The sequence below is a fragment of the Mycobacterium sp. NGS29 genome (assembly GCF_059812965.1).
This window is the reverse complement of sequence record NZ_JCALDR010000025.1, coordinates 17576-34667: the sequence shown is the minus strand read 5'-3', so window position 1 is coordinate 34667 and position 17092 is coordinate 17576. Positions and strand designations below refer to the sequence as shown.

General features: G+C 65.6%; 19 protein-coding genes. 8 read left to right on the top strand and 11 right to left on the bottom strand.

What is annotated here, in order from left to right:
• Positions 1–49: 49 nt before the first annotated feature.
• Together AC5Y5Z_RS23700 and AC5Y5Z_RS23695 are read right to left on the bottom strand one after the other, a co-directional pair.
• Positions 50–487, bottom strand: coding sequence for an NUDIX hydrolase (locus AC5Y5Z_RS23700; protein ID WP_499927867.1), 438 nt, complete (start codon positions 485–487; stop codon positions 50–52).
• The gene (locus tag AC5Y5Z_RS23695; RefSeq protein ID WP_499927865.1) at positions 487–1626 is read right to left on the bottom strand and encodes an AI-2E family transporter; all 1140 of its coding nucleotides are present in this window, start codon (positions 1624–1626) and stop codon (positions 487–489) included. The genes AC5Y5Z_RS23700 and AC5Y5Z_RS23695 overlap by 1 nt, the downstream gene beginning before the upstream one ends.
• 72 nt (positions 1627–1698) lie before the next feature.
• Between AC5Y5Z_RS23695 and AC5Y5Z_RS23690 the strand changes: the two genes are divergently transcribed.
• Complete coding sequence (locus AC5Y5Z_RS23690) at positions 1699–3240, top strand: carboxylesterase/lipase family protein (protein ID WP_499927863.1); 1542 nt, start codon at positions 1699–1701, stop codon at positions 3238–3240.
• On the opposite strand, the gene AC5Y5Z_RS23685 is transcribed toward AC5Y5Z_RS23690, so the two are convergent.
• Genes AC5Y5Z_RS23685 through AC5Y5Z_RS23670 form a run of 4 tightly spaced genes read right to left on the bottom strand, consistent with a single transcriptional unit; the run spans position 3227 to position 6480 of the window.
• On the bottom strand, positions 3227–4342 hold the full coding sequence (locus AC5Y5Z_RS23685; protein WP_463828837.1) for a 3-beta-hydroxysteroid dehydrogenase: 1116 nt from the start codon (positions 4340–4342) through the stop codon (positions 3227–3229). The genes AC5Y5Z_RS23690 and AC5Y5Z_RS23685 overlap by 14 nt on opposite strands.
• Before the next feature lie 59 nt (positions 4343–4401).
• Positions 4402–4635 carry an exodeoxyribonuclease VII small subunit gene (locus AC5Y5Z_RS23680; RefSeq protein WP_463828838.1) on the bottom strand — a complete coding sequence of 78 codons (234 nt, stop codon included), beginning with the start codon at positions 4633–4635 and terminating at the stop codon, positions 4402–4404.
• A complete protein-coding gene (xseA, locus tag AC5Y5Z_RS23675) occupies positions 4625–5878 on the bottom strand; it encodes an exodeoxyribonuclease VII large subunit (RefSeq protein ID WP_463828839.1) in 1254 nt (417 codons plus the stop codon). Before xseA ends, AC5Y5Z_RS23680 begins: the two co-directional genes overlap by 11 nt.
• Entirely contained in the window at positions 5875–6480 is a 606-nt protein-coding gene (locus tag AC5Y5Z_RS23670; RefSeq protein WP_499927860.1) for a lipid droplet-associated protein, read from the bottom strand. Before AC5Y5Z_RS23670 ends, xseA begins: the two co-directional genes overlap by 4 nt.
• Positions 6481–6579: 99 nt before the next feature.
• On the opposite strand from AC5Y5Z_RS23670, the gene AC5Y5Z_RS23665 reads away from it, so the two are divergent.
• Complete coding sequence (locus AC5Y5Z_RS23665) at positions 6580–7587, top strand: 4-hydroxy-3-methylbut-2-enyl diphosphate reductase (RefSeq protein WP_499927858.1); 1008 nt, start codon at positions 6580–6582, stop codon at positions 7585–7587.
• Here AC5Y5Z_RS23665 and AC5Y5Z_RS23660 read toward each other — a convergent pair.
• Complete coding sequence (locus AC5Y5Z_RS23660; protein WP_499927856.1) at positions 7584–8807, bottom strand: DUF6542 domain-containing protein; 1224 nt, start codon at positions 8805–8807, stop codon at positions 7584–7586. The genes AC5Y5Z_RS23665 and AC5Y5Z_RS23660 overlap by 4 nt on opposite strands.
• 84 nt (positions 8808–8891) lie before the next feature.
• Between AC5Y5Z_RS23660 and ychF the strand changes: the two genes are divergently transcribed.
• Positions 8892–9962, top strand: coding sequence for a redox-regulated ATPase YchF (gene ychF / locus AC5Y5Z_RS23655; protein ID WP_463828843.1), 1071 nt, complete (start codon positions 8892–8894; stop codon positions 9960–9962).
• A gap of 55 nt (positions 9963–10017) precedes the next feature.
• Positions 10018–10473, top strand: coding sequence for a DUF2834 domain-containing protein (locus AC5Y5Z_RS23650; RefSeq protein ID WP_499927854.1), 456 nt, complete (start codon positions 10018–10020; stop codon positions 10471–10473).
• Between the two features lie 283 nt (positions 10474–10756).
• Here AC5Y5Z_RS23650 and AC5Y5Z_RS23645 read toward each other — a convergent pair whose 3' ends face one another.
• The gene (locus tag AC5Y5Z_RS23645; protein WP_499927852.1) at positions 10757–11152 is read right to left on the bottom strand and encodes a DUF732 domain-containing protein; all 396 of its coding nucleotides are present in this window, start codon (positions 11150–11152) and stop codon (positions 10757–10759) included.
• 269 nt (positions 11153–11421) lie between these two features.
• Between AC5Y5Z_RS23645 and AC5Y5Z_RS23640 the strand changes: the two genes are divergently transcribed.
• Together AC5Y5Z_RS23640 and AC5Y5Z_RS23635 are read left to right on the top strand one after the other, a co-directional pair.
• Positions 11422–11712: a hypothetical protein gene (locus tag AC5Y5Z_RS23640; RefSeq protein ID WP_463828846.1), complete on the top strand. Its 291-nt coding sequence runs from the start codon at positions 11422–11424 to the stop codon at positions 11710–11712.
• 578 nt (positions 11713–12290) lie between these two features.
• A complete protein-coding gene (locus AC5Y5Z_RS23635) occupies positions 12291–12623 on the top strand; it encodes a hypothetical protein (protein ID WP_499927850.1) in 333 nt (110 codons plus the stop codon).
• 202 nt (positions 12624–12825) lie between these two features.
• Here AC5Y5Z_RS23635 and AC5Y5Z_RS23630 read toward each other — a convergent pair whose 3' ends face one another.
• Positions 12826–13515: a guanylate cyclase gene (locus AC5Y5Z_RS23630; RefSeq protein ID WP_463828848.1), complete on the bottom strand. Its 690-nt coding sequence runs from the start codon at positions 13513–13515 to the stop codon at positions 12826–12828.
• Positions 13516–13557: 42 nt separating this feature from the next.
• On the opposite strand from AC5Y5Z_RS23630, the gene AC5Y5Z_RS23625 reads away from it, so the two are divergent.
• On the top strand, positions 13558–13761 hold the full coding sequence (locus AC5Y5Z_RS23625) for a hypothetical protein (RefSeq protein WP_499927848.1): 204 nt from the start codon (positions 13558–13560) through the stop codon (positions 13759–13761).
• Here the strand turns inward: AC5Y5Z_RS23625 and AC5Y5Z_RS23620 are convergent.
• Positions 13719–14546 (bottom strand): adenylate/guanylate cyclase domain-containing protein, encoded by an 828-nt coding sequence (locus tag AC5Y5Z_RS23620; RefSeq protein ID WP_499927846.1) that lies wholly within the window; start codon positions 14544–14546, stop codon positions 13719–13721. The genes AC5Y5Z_RS23625 and AC5Y5Z_RS23620 overlap by 43 nt on opposite strands.
• Positions 14547–14699: 153 nt before the next feature.
• On the opposite strand from AC5Y5Z_RS23620, the gene gnd reads away from it, so the two are divergent.
• A complete protein-coding gene (gene gnd / locus AC5Y5Z_RS23615; protein ID WP_463828861.1) occupies positions 14700–15722 on the top strand; it encodes a phosphogluconate dehydrogenase (NAD(+)-dependent, decarboxylating) in 1023 nt (340 codons plus the stop codon).
• Here gnd and AC5Y5Z_RS23610 read toward each other — a convergent pair.
• Entirely contained in the window at positions 15719–16570 is an 852-nt protein-coding gene (locus AC5Y5Z_RS23610) for an alpha/beta fold hydrolase (protein WP_463828862.1), read from the bottom strand. The two genes, gnd and AC5Y5Z_RS23610, sit on opposite strands and share 4 nt — an antisense overlap.
• Positions 16571–17092: the final 522 nt, after the last annotated feature.

Genomic DNA, 17092 nt, shown 5'->3' with positions numbered 1-17092 from the left:
GTGGTGCAACTCAAGGACGCTGCGGCGCCCCGGTCACGCTGATGTGGGCTTACCCGAACAGCGACATCGGATGGATGAACGCCCCCTCGAGCACCTCGCGGGCGAGGTTGGCGACTTCGGCCCCGCGCAGCGGCAGGCGGGCCATCTCCTCAACGGTGAACCACGCCGCGCCCAGGGACTCGTCATCGGGCACCGACTTCGGCGGAGTGTCATCAGCTGGGTGGGCCACGAAAATGACCCGCATCCGTGCATTGCCTGACAATGGCGTGTGCTGAATCCGCAGCACCCCGTCCGGCACGATGTCGATGCCGGCCTCCTCCCGCGTCTCGCGGTGCGCGGCGACCGCGAATGTCTCGCCCGGCTCGACCCGTCCGGCTGGCAAATACCAGAGTTGGCCGTGTTTGCGTTCATGCACCAACAGGAACCGTCGGCCCAGCCGAACCAGCACCAAGGAGAAGTTCCACGTCGGGATGGGTTCGCGCGCCATCAAGCCCCGTCCCTCTGGTGTGTATTCTTCTGGCGCCCAAACCACTTGCGCTGCACCGGTTTATCGTCCACCGGTTTGAGTTCGACACCCTTGTAGACCGCAAGGTAGACATCGATGGTGGTGACGATGACGATCATCAGAACCGGGCCAATGATGATGCCCCACGGGCCGAACATCCTGATCCCGGCGAACACCGAGAGCAGCATCAGCGCCGAGTTCAGCCGGGCATCACGCGGCACCAGCACCGGCCGCAGGAAGTTGTCGATGTTGGTGACCACGATCAGGTGGAACAGGACCACGAACAGCCCGCCGCCGATGTGTCCGAAGAAGCACATCCCGATGCCGAACGGTATGGTCACGATCCCGCCGCCGAGCGGAATGATCGACAACGCCGTCAGCAAGATCGCGAAGATGAAGAAGCCCTGGTGGAATCCGGCCAGGTAGATCGACGCGGCGCCGGCGACACCCTGGCAGAGGGCGATCACGAACTGCCCGTTGACGGTGCCGCGCACCATCGACCCCATCTTCTGCAGATACAGGTCGGTGACTTCTTCGCCGAGCGGGTTGAGCTGGGCGATCAGGTTCCGGATCTTCTCCCGGTGCACCAGCAGCGCGACGAACACGTACAGAAAAATGATCGCCGACGTGATGGTGCCGGCCAGACTGCCTGCCGTGTTCTGCAGCACGTTCAGTAGCCAGTGGCCCGCGTTCTGTGCGACCGAGACCATCGACTTGCGCAGGTTCTCCGCCGTGAGCGTGACGTGCACGAACGGCACCCGGCCGAGCAACTCGTTGACCAGGTGCAACGTCTTGTCGCCCAGCGTGCTCAGGTCGGTCGATTTGACCCACTCGGCAACCGAGTCGACCATCCGGGCGATCTGCACAACGGCCAGGCTCACCAGCAGACTCAGCGGCACGATCACAATCGCCAGCGCGGACAGCAGGGTACAGGTGGCGGACAGCCCGGTGTTGAGGCGCTTGTTGAACCACTCGAAGAGCGGGGCGAACAGGTAAGCCCCGACGGCGGCCACCACCACGAGGACGAAATAGCTGCGCAGGAAGTACAAACCGAACAACACCGCGAGGATCGTGACGATAGCAAGCGCGCGCTTCTGGGTAAGCGTGAATTCGGTGTTCATGCCCTGACCGAGACCGCCCTCCGCGGGTATGTTGAGCGCGCTCCGTAACCTTAACGGTTGGGAAGGAACAGCATGACTGTGGTCGAGACCAGCTACGGTCCGGTGCGTGGCGCCGACTTGGCCGGCCCGCCGGGCCGCGTCACCGCGTGGAAAGGCATCCGGTTCGCCAAGGCGCCCATCGATGATCTGCGGTTCCGGGCGCCGGCGCCGCCCGAGCCGTGGACCGAGGTCGCCGACGCCACCGCCTACGGGCCAGCCTGTCCGCAGTCGACGCTGCCCAACATGAAGCTGGACCTGGGTGCACCGCAGGGCGAGGACTGTCTGCGGCTGAACATCTGGGCGCCGGCCGGCACCGACCCGGGCGCCGGGAAACCGGTGCTGGTGTGGCTGCACGGTGGCGCCTACGTGCTGGGTTCGGGCAGCCAGCCGTTGTACGACGGTCATGTCCTGGCCGCCGACGGCGACGTCGTGGTGGTCACGGTCAACTACCGGGTCGGGGCGCTGGGATTCATGGACCTGTCGTCGTTCAGCAGTGCGCAGCGGCAGTTCGACTCCAACATCGGGCTGCGCGACGTGCTGGCCGCGCTGGCCTGGGTACGCGACAACATTGCGGCGTTCGGCGGCGACCCCGACAACGTGACCCTGTTCGGCGAGTCCGCCGGTGCCGGAATCGTGACGACGCTGTTGGGCGTCCCTGCCGCCGCGGGGTTGTTCGTTCGGGCTATTGCGCAGAGTTCGCCCGCCACATCGGTGTACGACCAGGACAGGGGCCGCCGGGTTTCGGTGGCTGTGCTCAACAAACTGGGTATCGCCGAGTCCGAGGGGCACAAGGTGGCCTCCGCGTCCACCGAGGCGCTGATCGCGGCGACCAGTGAAGTGTTCAACGAGATCCCCGTCAGCAATCCGGGCACGCTGGCGTTCGTCCCCATCGTCGACGGTGACCTGTTGGAGGATCAGCCGGTCAAACTGGCGCAGGAGGGCCGCCTGCTGCCGATTCCGTTGATCATCGGGACCAATAAGCACGAGGCGGCGTTGTTCCGGTTGCTGCGCTCACCGCTGATGCCGATCACGCCGCACGCGATCACCACGATGTTCAGTCAGATCGCCGTCGAGCAGCCCGACCTGCAACTGCCCACCTTCGAGGAGTTCGGGTCGGCCTACTCGCGCCGGCAGAAGTCGCGCAGCGTCGGGATGGCCACCGACATCGGCTTCCGGATGCCGTCGGTGTGGCTGGCCGACGGCCACAGCAGGGTGGCGCCGGTGTACCTGTACCGGTTCGACTATGCGACACCGGTGTTCAAGCTGTTGACGGTACGAGCCGCTCATGCCACCGAATTGCCTTATGTGTGGGGCACTCTCGGCGCGCCGCAGGACATGTCGCTGAAGCTGGGGGGTGCCAAGACCGCCACCGCCGTCTCCCACCGGATGCGGACGCGGTGGCTGAATTTCGCGGCGCACGGTGAGCCCGATGGCCCGGCCGGTGAGCCGGCCTGGCCGCGCTATTCCGAGCCGAATCGCCCGTGTCTGGTGATCGACAAGCGCGACACCATCGTCGACGACGTGGATGCGCGCATCAGGGAAGCCTGGGGCGCCCAGATGGTCAGCTTCCGGTAGCCGCGCCGGCTTTCTTGCCGGCCTTCATTTCGCTCTTCATCTTGTGGAAGAGGTCGACGTAATAGGGCAGGCATTCCTTGAGGGCCTGCTCGGTGGTGAACAGCGGCTCATAGCCCAGGTCGCGGCGGGCCTTCGCGATCGAGAAGTAATTGTTGATGGCAATGCGCTCGATGGCCAGCGGCTCGAGTAGCGGTGCGGGAGCGCCGAATTGGAAGTGCAGCCGCTGCCATGCCGTCATCGCGAGGCGTACCGGGGGGGCGGGAACCCTTACCTTGGGCCACTTTTCGCCGCATGCCTCGACCACCGGACGGGCGAATTCGAACATGTTGATCGGTTCGCCGTCGTTGATGAAGTAAGCCTGCCCCGGCGCGGTGCCGCCGTCCACCAGGTGTTCGCCGGCCAGGATGAAGCCGTGAATCAGGTTGTGCACGTAGGAGTTGTCCAACTTTGCCGACTTGGGTCCGACGAGCACTTTGGTGTGGCCCTTGATCACGCTCTCGAACAGTTTGCGGAACATCGTCTGGTCACCGGTGCCCCAGATGCCGCTGGGTCGCACCGAGCAGGTGAGCATGCCGTCGACACCGTTCTGGCCGAGCACGTATTTCTCAGCGGCGACCTTGGTTTCGGTGTAGAGGTCGTTGAACCGGTCGGTGTAGGGCATCGTCTCGTCGCCGTTGGTGATGTCCTGCCCACCCATCACCACGCTGTTGGAGGCGGTGTAGACGAACCGCTGCACACCCGCTTTGCGGCCGGCCGTGACGAGGTTCTCGGTGCCACCGACATTGACCGAGAAGCTGCGCTGCCGGTATTCCTTGGTCGCCGACGCGCCACCCATCAGGTCGATGATCGCGGCCGTGTGGATGATCGTGTCGATGCCGTCCACCGCCGCCGCGCAGACGGCGGCATCGGTGATGTCACCCTGCAGCACCTCCAACTTCGGATGCTGGGGCAGGGGCGAGGGGGCGCGGTCGAAGGAGCGGACCTGATGTCCGCGCTCCAGCAGGGTCCGGACCAGGTTGGCGCCGACGAAGCCGGATCCGCCGGTGACTAGGACGCTGCCGAGTTCGGTTGTCAGTGCTGCATCACCCATACCGGGGAGCATAACTGAAACGTGTTCCAGTTTGGAATAGAACAGGTGTCCGAGTTTGACCGCAGCCGGCCCTATTCAGGGTCGCCCGCGGCGAGTGCATCGGTCACCCGTTGGCGGGCACCAGCTAAGTGCTCCTCACACCTTTTCGCGAGTTGCTCGCCTCTTTCCCAGAGTTTCAGCGACGCATCGAGGTCCAGGCCGCCCTGCTCCAGCAGTCGCACAACGTCGATCAACTCGTCGCGGCAATCTTCATAGCCGAGCTGACTAATAGGTGTAGTCGTCTCGTGCCGGGGATCAGGATCCATCAGTGCGTCCCTCGCTCACCGCTGCGATGGCTCCGTCGGCGACCCGCACCCGCAGCCCGGTGCCGGCCGGTGCGTCGTCGGTGCGTCGCAGCACCTCGGCGCCGGAGGGGGTCACGACCTGGACCACGGCGTAGCCGCGGGCCAGGGTTGCCGCCGGGCCCAGTGTCGACAACCGGGCAGAGAGGTGGCCTACGCGCTCGGTCTCCCCGGCGAGCAACCGCTTGATGTCACGCCGCAGCGCCGAGCGGGCTCGTTGCACTTCCTCCTCGCGCGTGATCACCATGCGCAGCGGGTCGGCCAGCACCGGACGGCTGCGCAACTGTGCGAGTGCCCGCTGCTCGCGTGACACCCAGTTGCGCAGTGCCTGAGCAGTGCGCTTGCGCAGCTCGTCGATCCGGCGTTGCTCGGCGGCGGTGTCGGGCACCACCATCTTGGCGGCGTCGGTGGGGGTGGCCGCCCGCACGTCGGCGACCAGGTCGCAGAGCGGATTGTCCGGTTCGTGTCCGACGGCGCTGATCACCGGAGTGCGGCAGGCCGAGATTGCTCGGCACAGGGTCTCGTCGGAGAACGGCAACAGATCCTCGACGCTGCCACCGCCGCGGGCGATCACAATCACGTCGACATCAGGGTGCCGGTCGAGTTCTGCCAGCGCAGCGACAATCTGTGCGACGGCGTTGACGCCTTGGGTCGCGGCGTGCCGGATGGTGAAGCGCACCGCCGGCCAGCGGGTGGTGGCCACCGTGGTGACATCCCGCTCGGCGTGGCTGGCTCTGCTGGTGATCAGGCCGATCATGGTGGGCAGGAACGGAATCGGGCGCTTGAGTCGCGGATCGAACAGTCCTTCGGCATCCAGCAACCGGCGCAGCCGGTCGATACGGGCCAGCAGTTCTCCGACACCGACCGCGCGAATCTCGTTGAGGCGCAACGAGAATGTGCCCCGCACGGTGTAGAAGGAGGGCTTGCCGCACACCACCACCTGGGTGCCCTCGGTAAGTTTCACCGGAGCGTTGAGTACCAGCTCACGCGAACAGGTGACGGTCAGCGACATGTCGGCCGCCGGATCACGCAGCACCATGAAGACCGTGTTGGTGTTGGGTCGCAGGTTGATCTGGGCCAGCTGACCCTCCACCCAGACGGTGCCCAGCCGGTCGATCCAGCCGGCGACGCGGATGGCGACCGCGCGGACCGGGAAGGGGTTGTCGACAGAGTTCGCCGTGGGTTTCTGCTGCGGAGCTGGTGTCACTTCGCGGACGCGCGGGTGATCCTGTTGGCGAGCAGCGTCTGGAACGGCGCGCGGGCCGTGGTGGCCTGCTCGTAGGCCAGCAGGGCTTCGAGTTCGGCAACGTCCAGAGATTGCAGCCGGGCCCGCAACTGCGCCAGGGTCAACTGCGGGTAGTCGAGTTCGGTCGCCACCGCCGGGACCGGTACGCCGGCCGCAGGGGTGCTGGGCTGGTCGGTCGGCGGCTTCGCGGAGTCGGCGGCTTCGGCGGTGTCGGACACCGAGTACAGCGCAAAGCGGCCCTCGGTGCGGCGCTCGCCGTCCACGCCGTCGACCGGGATGGCGGAGAAGCCGCCCTGACCGCCGCCGTCCAGCACCTCGAGGTCCTCGTCGAACGTCGCCCACTCGGGTTGCTCGTCCTTCGGCGGAAACAGCGACTCCAGCGTGGTATCGCCCTTGATGGCCAGTTCAGCGAGGTTCTGTTGAAAGCGCATCACGATATGAGCCGCCTGGGACGCCAACGTCATCGGGTACATGAGGATCGTTCGCGGGAGCTTGATTGTCTCCTCGACGGCGACTGTCGCCGCGCCGACCAGCAGCCGAAACCCATACGGTGCAGTAGTCATGGGTCCAAGACTGCCTCAAGCAGCGGCTAAGTCCAAGCTGAGCGCGCGCCCTGCTCGCGAAATGGCGACGGGGTATCGGCGGAACGTACCCTGAAGGACATGGTGCCCACTGTTGACATGGGGATTCCCGGTGCTTCGAGCTCGGTGGTCGACTCCCCGACCCGTAAGCGGGTGCTGCTGGCCGAGCCGCGTGGTTACTGCGCCGGGGTGGATCGCGCCGTGGAGACCGTCGAGCGTGCGCTGGAGAAGCACGGCGCCCCGGTCTACGTGCGGCACGAGATCGTGCACAACCGGCACGTGGTGGACACGCTGGCCAGCGCCGGTGCGGTGTTTGTGCAGGAAACCGACCAGGTGCCCGAGGGGGCCATCGTCGTGTTCTCCGCGCACGGCGTCGCCCCGACGGTGCATGCGGCCGCCGCCGCGCGCAACCTGCAGACCATCGACGCGACCTGCCCGCTGGTCACCAAGGTGCACAACGAGGCCAGACGGTTCGCCCGCGCCGACTACGACATCCTGCTGATAGGCCACGAGGGCCATGAGGAAGTCATCGGCACCGCCGGCGAAGCCCCAGATCACGTGCAGCTGGTTGACGGTGTCGAAGCCGTCGACCACGTCACCGTCCGGGACGAGGACAAGGTGATCTGGCTGTCGCAGACCACGCTCTCGGTCGACGAGACCATGGAGATCGTCGAGCGGTTGCGCGAGCGTTTCCCGAAACTGCAAGATCCGCCCAGCGACGACATCTGCTATGCCACCCAGAACCGTCAGGTCGCGGTCAAGGCGATGGCGCCGGAATGCGAGCTGGTGATCGTCGTCGGCTCCCGCAACTCGTCGAACTCGGTACGGCTGGTCGAAGTGGCGCTGGGTGCCGGCTCCCGGGCCGCGTACCTGGTGGACTGGGCCGACGACATCGACCCGGCGTGGCTGGACGGTGTCCACACCGTCGGGGTGACCTCCGGTGCATCGGTCCCCGAGGTGCTGGTGCGGGGTGTGCTCGAGCGGCTCGCCGAGCATGGCTACGACATGGTGCAACCGGTGACCACGGCCAACGAGACGCTGGTGTTCGCGTTGCCCCGGGAGATCCGCCCGGCGCGGTCCAAGTCTTAAGCCTCGTAGTCCCAGGGATCAGGGGTGCGCCTGCGCGGTGCCCGGGAGCCATTGCGACGCTCCGGACGCGCCTCGTCCTGGGATTCACCTCGCGCGGCTTGACCGGCTTGACCGCGGTACCGCACCTGGGAGATCGGATGATGCGTCGGGTTGGACCCGTTCGATCCCGCGGGTGCGGCGCGACGGCTGCGGGGCTCGTAGGACGGTTCGTACGGCGGATATGGTTCGTAGCCACCGCTGCGCCGCTCGTGTCGGCTGCGGCGTTCACCACGGGCAGGTGACTCGGGACGGTCGTAACTGTCGTACGGATCGAAGCGGCTGCTACGGGGCTCTGGCCGTTCGTAGGACCGTTCGTAGGAGCCGCGACGCGGGCGCGGTTCTCGACGCACGTCCCGCGGCGGCGGGGCGCCCCGATCGGTGTCACCCTCGTCCGGTCGGCGACGACGGGGGCGGCGGGGCGGGTCGGCGGGGTCGAAGTCGGGTTTGTCGGCCACCGAACTGCGACGGGCGCTGCGGCGGGGGCGCTCCTCGTCGGTCTCGTACGGATCGTCCGGCCGAGCATGCCGGGAGCGGGTCCGGGCCGGGCGCTGCGCCGAACGGCTGGTTCGCGCGGTCCGGCTGGTCTTCGCGGTCCGAGACCTCGCATGGGCCGGCTGGGGGGCCTCAGTTGCATCGACGTCGTCACCCGAGAGACCGGCCAACAGCGAGCTCACTCTGGCGGCGATGCCGCTGAACAGCGAGGGCCGCTCGGGCGCGGTCTCATCGTCATTGGCGGCATCGGGAACAGCTGCGGCGTTCTTGCCGAAGTACCAGCGGATCATGCCGATCAGCAACACCCCGCCCGCGGTGCCCAACATCAGTGGGAAACGCTCGATGAGCGGATATCCGCAATTGATCAGCAGGTCTTTGAACTTGTCGACCTTGCCGCCATGGAACAGCCAATAGGCCCCGGGCACGCTGCAGAACAGGATGAGCGGCGGCTGGATGACCGCGGTGAACACCGCGGCCTGCCGTACCGCCAGGACCGCCGCCACACATCCGGCGATGTAACACCCGGCGAAGACATGGGTCAGCTCCTTATGTCCGGAGTCGATCAGATACCCCACCGCGGTGGTTGCGACCGCGATGAGGACCGCCGCCCACCAGGGCACACCCGGGATGGTAGGGACGATCGAGCGGTGGCTGGGCTGCACCGTCGACCTGTCCCGCTGCGCTGACACACGTTGACCGTACCGGCAATTCGGGCGAGAGCCCGTATATCGCCAGGCACTCGCCGATAGCGTTCCCCGTAGACTTGCCTTCCCGTGAGCCTGAGCCTCGGAATCGTGGGTTTGCCCAACGTCGGCAAGTCGACCCTTTTCAACGCGTTGACGCGCAACAACGTGGTGGCGGCCAACTACCCGTTCGCGACGATCGAACCGAACGAGGGTGTGGTGTCGCTGCCCGATCCGCGGCTGGACAAACTGGCCGAACTGTTCAAATCCGAGCGGACCGTGCCGGCGCCGGTGACCTTCGTCGACATCGCCGGTCTGGTCCAGGGGGCGTCGGAGGGAGCCGGCCTGGGCAACAAGTTCCTGGCCCACATCCGCGAGTGCGATGCCATTTGCCAGGTGGTGCGGGTGTTCGCCGACGACGATGTGACGCATGTCTCAGGCAAGGTCGACCCGGGATCCGACATCGAGATCGTCGAGACCGAGTTGATCCTGGCCGACATGCAGACACTCGAGCGTGCGCTGCCCAGGCTGGAGAAGGAAGCCCGCACCAACAAAGAGCGCAAGCCGCTGTACGACGCAGCGGTGGCCGCCCAGCAGATCCTCGACGGCGGCAAGACGCTGTTCGGTGCCGGGATGGATGCCACGCTGTTGCGGGAGTTGAACCTGCTGACCACCAAGCCGTTCCTGTACGTGTTCAACGCCGATGAGGCGGTGCTGACCGATCCCGAGCGGATCGCCGCGTTGCGTGCGCTCGTCGCGCCGGCCGATGCCGTATTCCTCGACGCTGCAATCGAATCCGAACTCATCGAACTCGACGACGAATCCGCCGCCGAGCTGCTGGAGTCGATCGGGCAGACCGAGCGGGGCCTGGATGCGTTGGCGCGGGCCGGATTTCACACATTGAACCTGCAGACCTATCTGACCGCCGGGCCCAAGGAAGCGCGCGCGTGGGTGATCCACCAGGGTGACACCGCGCCGAAGGCGGCCGGCGTGATCCACACCGACTTCGAGAAGAAATTCATCAAGGCCGAGGTCGTGTCGTTCGACGACCTCGTCGCCGCCGGTTCGATGGCAGCGGCCAAAGCCGCCGGCAAGGTCCGGATGGAGGGCAAGGACTACGTGATGGCCGATGGGGACGTGGTGGAGTTCCGACACGGATAGCCGTCGGGCCGGGATTCTGCTGTGAAAACAGGTCGTGGCCTTTTAGCGTTGGTGAATGACTTCAACTGACCCCGCCGAGGCCCCGTCCCGCGGCTTCACTTCCCGGACTGTGCGGTGCGCGGTCTACGGATGCATCGCCTTCGTCGGACTCTTTGCGACCTGGGTGCCCAATCTCAGTTACACCTTCGGGGGGTTCATGCACGACTTCATGAACGACCTGAAAGTCACTCCGGCAAGCCGGTCGTACACCGGTGATCTTGTCGTGTTGGCGCTTGCCGCTGTGGTCCTGATGGTGGTCGAGGCTCGAAAGCACGGCGTGAAGTTCGTGTGGCTCTATGTCTTCGGCGGGTTCGTTACCGCGATCAGCGTTACGTTCCCGCTATTCCTGATTGCCCGCGAGATGAGGATGAGCCCGGCCGACAACGTGCGCGTCCGCCCGGTCGACGTGGTCCTGTTGGTGGTGGTCGCCGTCCTGGTCGCAGGCCAGATTGGGTGGGTTGGGCTGGCGTGACCGGGAGCGGTGGCGATCGAGTTTCGGTTTGTAAATCCATCTGCAATCGAGCAGGACCGCGTAGTAGGCAGGTGATGTGTGGCGCCGCGGTAGAGAACTTGCTCGTCGAGTTCCTCGGTGGCGTGCGCTGAGGGCTGCCAGCGCGGACTTCCTCAAGTGGCCTGAGAGAGACCTGCACCCTCGATGAGGTGCCAGAGGAGGTGCGCGCCGTCGGGCGGCTGCCGCGGTGACCTATCGCGTCGAACTCACCGGCGCCGCGAGGAGGGCACGCGCCGACCCGCCGTCACGCTGACTGGACGCTCGGTGTCGTCGGTCCCGCCGGGGCGGTGCTGGGGGGCGAGGTGGGAACCTTGCTGGGAACGCTCGGCGGAGTCAGGGCACCGCCGTATTGGGGGCAGTACGCCTGGATGGCGGCGCCGGTGAAGTAGGCGGCGGTTAACGACGGCCAGTTGGTCGCATCGATGACCTTGGCGATCAGCTCCGCATTGGTATTGCCGGGATTGTCGTGCAGGGACCCGCAGACGATGGTCTTCGCGACCGCGATCGCTCTATCCGGCGGACCGAAACTCATGCCGGAGGTGTTGAGGTTGGCTAGGAACGCGTCGTCTTTGGTGTCGGCGAAGGCCGGTGCGGCCAACCCCACGGCCACGACCAGCAACGCGAAGGCTTTCGGCACCATGATCTGTCCCCTCGAGTCTTGAGTCCATCGCAGTTTAGCCAGCAACGGGTTGGTGCCGCCTGCGCTTGACATCAGCACTTGCCTTCACACGCGGTCGAGGAAATTCTTGAGAGATGCGGATGGCACAGCGGTCGAAGGGGCTCTTGACCCGCGCCGCGCCGGCGAGCTCGGTTGCCGGCCTGACGGGTGGCATCGCCCGGCCCCGGCCCCGATGCCGAGCAACCACTGGACTCCGGTGTAAGCACCGGCAAGGACGACGGGAGACGCAGATGATCAGATCGTTGGCAGTCCTGGTTATCGCGGGCGCAGTCCTGACTCTCGCGCCCACCGCGGCAGCGGAACGGACGGTGACGGCGACGCAGGCCTGCGCGGAGGCGATGCCGGGGTCCATTCCAGTACAACTCACCTTCGAGCTGTCCTGCCAGGACCCCGAAACGTGGAAACGGGTGGGAACCTTGCCCGGAACCGAGGCCATGCCGGCGCTGATGGCCCGGGTCTTCCCCGGTGCGTATCGGGTCAACCCGGCCAACCGGTGGTCGGACTGGGTGATCCCGGAGTAGGCGCCGCATGGTCGCTGGGACGGCGAAAGTGACGTATCCCTCGTGTAGACATCGATATGACCCACGCCACGCAGTGGAGACACGATTCGGTGTTCATTGAGCGGCTCTGCACCAGCCGCGACCATTGATTTTCGAGTCTAAGTCACCTCTCGGCGTCCACGTTGCAGCATTGCTCCGCTCAACCGAGGATAGCTGTCCTAGCACGTCAAACGCTCACACGTTTGCGTAGCGTAATTTGCTGACCAATTACAATAATCACACTGATCACATCTGTTTCACTTTATTGATTGATACGTGACATCGCTGCTGTAAGCGCAGTTCAATCCGCTATTGGAAACGGCGTGACCGGCACCACAAATTTTGATTACCTATCGAACTCGTCGGTAGCGTGCCGATTCATGATTGCACTAGCCACGCTTTTAGCACTCGTTAATCAGGTGTCCGGGACGCCGTACATTCCGGGTGGAGATTCGCCGGCCGGGACCGACTGTTCAGGATTGGCTTCGTGGGTCGCAAATGCTGCCAGCGACCAACCCGTATTCGGCAACAGGTTTAATACCGGAAACGAAGCGGCCGCATTGGCGGCTCGAGGCTTTCAGCCCGGTACCGCTCCCAACGCGTTGGTGATCGGCTGGAATGGCGGGCACACTGCGGTGACGTTGCCCGACGGCACGGCCGTGTCCAGCGGAGAAGGTGGTGGCGTGCGTATCGGTGGCGCCGGTGCCTACCAGGCCGGCTTCACCCACCACATGTTCTTGCCCGCAGGCGACCTGCCTGAAGGGGAATTGCCGGTGCCGGACGGTCCGCCTGTGCTGGTGGACGCGGCGGCGCCGGAGATGGCTCCACCCGCTGCTGAGGCCGGCGAGCCTACCCCGGGTCCCGTCGGCGAACCCGACGCGCCAGTCGCCTGACCAACGTTTCCTGTCGCAGCAAACCATAACCGCAGCCACACCCTGCGGCGCATTTGTGGGTTGAATCACAATGTGCCCAGGGTGTGGTTTGCGTCAAATTCCCCAACCTGCTTATCAGACTTTGTGGAATATACCCGCGAAGCTCCCTGCGTATTCCTGGTCGCATTGTCGGAATGTCGAATTCCGAATGCGGGAATTCAGTTCAACTGACCGCGATCTCTTTGCCGAGTCGGTAGCCGGGCGCCAACGGCAGCGTGTCGCCACTCCAGAACTTGCCGGGGTCGAACCAGTTCGTGTCCTTGTCGGTGAGAAGCAGGCCCATCTCCTCGTAGGTGATAGCGACCGTCTCCGCGCAGTACGCCGTGGCCATGCCCATGTTGCGCTGCGCCGCTTTTCTCCGCTCGCTGTGTGCGCGAACCTTCTTGTCCACCAACGGGATTCCGCGGAACCAGTCGTTGATGGTCGGTAACCGCCCGCGTAACCAGCGGCCGGTCAGCCGAGCGGTCGTCGGGAAGGCCGTGCCGTTCATCCGGGCGATCACCTGCAGCAGCGCGTTCTCCTGCTCGCGGCTGGCATACGGCGTCAGTTGACGTAACCAGCAGCGCTGGTGGTAGTTCTGCGTCCACCGCTGGAACACCTCGCGCGCGTCGTTGAGTTGGACACCACGATGGTTGGTGCCGGTCCACACGTCCACCAACTTGTCGCCCAGTTCGGCGTGCCAGATCAGCGGTGGCAGATCGTCGATGGCCACGGTCATGCCGACGTGATTCACCGGGGCATTGGTCAAGGTCTGGATGGCGCGGTCCGGTCCTGAGCCGCCCCGGAACAACCACAGGTCACCGGTGCGGGTTTCGGTCAGCGCTTGCTCCAGGGTGAGGGTGCTCGAGTCCACCAGAGCACTTTAGGCAGGATCAGGCCGTTATAGCCTGTGCTGATGCGCAACATCTGGAAGTGGATCGGGTTGGCCGGTGCCGCGGGCGTCGTTGCCGGTGGCGCTGTGGTGGTGCGCGATCAACGCAAACGCCGTGCGTACGCGCCGGACGAGGTCCGGGCCCGTCTGCATCAGCGGCTGGCCGAGTCCGCTGCGGACCGCGATCAGTCCGAATCGGATCCGACCCCCACCGCGAACAACCGGTAACTGCCGGAGAAGCCTTTCAGCTCCACCTCCCGACCGTCGTCGAAAGTGATGTCGTCGCACTCCCGAACGGCGTCGCGCACCGGTTCGCTCACCAGGATCTCGCCGCCTTCGGCCTGCGCGGCAACCCGGGCGGCCATCGCGACGTTGCGACCGAACAGATCCTCGCCGCGGCGTACCGAGCGTCCCATGTGGATGCCGATCCGGACCCGAATCTCCTGGTGGCGCTTGCGTTGTCCGTCTTTGAAGATCGCGTTCTGCACGTCGATTCCACACCGGACCGCCTGATCGGCTCGGGCGAACGCGACCATGTATCCGTCGCCCTGGCTCTTGACCACGTGACCTTCGCGCTTTCGCACCCGCTCCTGCACCAGCTTGTCGTGCGCGCCGATCAGCTTGACCCAGGCGCGGTCGCCGATGCGCTCGTTGAGCGCGGTGGATTCCTCGATGTCGGAGAACAAGATCACCACACGCCCATCCTTGGTGACCTTGGCCAGGTCGGGCCGCTCGACCTCGGCCCAGTCGGCCAAGTCTTCGATGGAGCCGCGCACCGCCGCTCCGAAACCTTCTTTGCGCACCAAGTTGGCGGTGTTCCACACCGTTTTGACCGCTTCGCGGCCGCCGGACCACAACCGGGTGCGCACGTCGGCGCGGTGCTGCAGTTCGGCCAACTCGGCGCGGCTACGGTGCAGCAGTCGCCACAGCACTACCAATCCGACGGCTTCGGCTACGGCGATGCCGCCCAGGATGTAGACCGCGATCCGCAGCGCATCGCCCATGCCGAACATCCTGACAGGCCGCTGTACGGCTATCTCGCCGGGCCGATGATGTCTAGGGTTGACGAGGGCGGCCCCGGGAAATACATGCTGACGGTGTAGTCGGCACCTCAGATCTGTTGGTGATTCGTGGAACTGCCGGTGACCCGGCACGAAGGAGACGAGATGCAGCTGGGCATGGTCGGCCTCGGCCGGATGGGCGCCAACATCGTCCGTCGCGTCGTGACGGGCGGACACCAGTGCGTGGTGTACGACCACAGCTCCGATGCGGTCAAGGCCATGGCCGGCGAGGAGAACGTCACCGGTGTCTCCTCGTTGCGCGAGTTGCGGGATAAACTGGCCGCCCCGCGGCTGGTGTGGGTGATGGTGCCCGCCGGAACCATCACCACGGGGGTGATCGACGAACTGGCCGGTATCCTCGAGGCCGGCGACATCGTGATCGACGGCGGCAACTCGTACTACCGCGACGACATGAAGCATGCGAAGACGTTGGCCGACAACGGTATTCGGTTACTCGACTGCGGCACCAGCGGCGGCGTGTGGGGCCGCGAGCGGGGTTACTGTCTGATGATCGGCGGCGACCAGGACGCCTTCGACCATGCCGAACCGATTTTTGCCACCATCGCGCCCGGGGTGAACGCAGCCGAGCGGACCCCGGGCCGCGAAGGCAGGGTCGCCCAACCCGAGAACGGTTACCTGCACTGCGGCCCGGCCGGAGCCGGCCACTTCGTGAAGATGGTGCACAACGGCATCGAGTACGGCATGATGGCTTCGCTCGCCGAAGGCCTGAACATCTTGCGCAACGCCGACATCGGCACCCGCATCGAAGAGGGCGACGCTGAAACCGCGCCGTTATCCAACCCCGAGTATTACCAGTACAACTTCGACATCCCCGATGTCGCCGAGGTATGGCGCCGCGGCAGCGTGATCGGTTCCTGGCTGCTGGACCTGACCGCGATCGCCTTGCATGAATCGCCCGATCTGGACGGCTTTTCCGGTCGGGTCTCCGACTCGGGTGAGGGCCGGTGGACCTCGATCGCGGCAATCGACGAAGGCGTTCCAGCGCCGGTGCTCACCACCGCGTTGCAGTCCCGGTTCGCCTCACGCGACCTCGACGACTTCGCCAACAAGGCGCTGTCGGCGATGCGCAAACAGTTCGGCGGGCACGCGGAGAAGCCGGCGAACTAACCCTCGACGAACCGCACCACCGCCTCGCTGAAGGCGTCGTTGTCGTCGCCCGCCGCGGTGTGCCCCGCATCGGACAACTCGACGAATTCCGCGCCGGGCACCTGAGACAAAAAGTGTTGCACGCCTTCGGGACTGACTACATCGGACAACTTGCCCCGAATCAGCAGGACCGGGATGGTCAGGTCGGCGGCCGCCTGCTCGAAGCCCTCGGTGCGCAGTTCCGGGTCGTCGCCGGGCTTGGTCATGAACGCCGGATCCCAGTGCCAGTACCAGCGGCCGTCGCGCAGCCGCAGGTTCTTCTTCAGACCTTCCGGGCTGCGTGGCCTGGTCCGGTGGGGCAGGTAGGCGGCGACGGCATCGGCCGCCTGTTCGAGAGTTTCGAAGCCGTCGATGTTGGTCATCATGAAGTCCCGGATCCGGGCGCTGCCGTTCTTTTCGAACCGCGGCACCACGTCGACGAGGACCAGTTTGGTCACCTTCTGCGGCCCGGCCCGGTCGGCGACCAGGATGCCGGTCAACCCGCCCATGCTGGCCCCGATGATCACCACGGGGCGGCCGATCACGTCCAGGACGTGCATGACGTCGGCGGTCAGCGTCTCGACGTCATAGTCGGCATCGGGTGCGCGGTCGCTGTCTCCGTGTCCGCGGGTATCGATCGCGATGACGTGATAGCCGTCGTCGGCCAGGACCTGGCCGGTGTTCTTCCAGGAGAACCGGTTCTGGCCACCGCCGTGCAGCATCAGGATCGTCGGCCGGTCTGCCGGATCGGGCACGCCGCGGTTCCATTCGTCGGCGACCAGGGTGATCCCGTCGACCCCGGAGAACTCGACCGTCTGGGGGCTGGGCATGTGATGAGTCTCCTTCGGTTGGGGTGCAGAAGCCAGGTAGGCGCGAATGACCTCGACGAGCATCTCGCGGTTGTGGGTGCTGTCCAGCGGTGTGGGCCAGGTGAGCTGAAGGGCGACCAGGCCGCGGATGGTGCTCCAGATCAGGTTGCCCAGCCGGCTTGCCTGCCCCGGGGTGATGCCGGTGGCGAGGTGCTCACCGATCTCTGTCATGCGGGCCGTCATCGCGGTCAGGTGGGCGTTGGTTGACGCGGCGCGGGCTGCGCGGGTAGCGATCAGGATCTCCAGGGCGGCCATCGATGTCGGGCTGGAGAACGCGCGCCAGACCGCCTCGACGACAAAAGCCGGTCGGTCCTGCGACCGGATCTGTGCCACCTGCGCGGGCAGGTCGTCGAGGGTCTGCAGCAGGTCGGCAAATCCCTTGTCCACCACCGCCATCAAGATGCCGTTCAGGTCTCCGAAGTGGTATTGCACTGCGCCCCAGGTCAATCCGGCACGCTCGGTGATCTGCCGCATGCTGGGCGG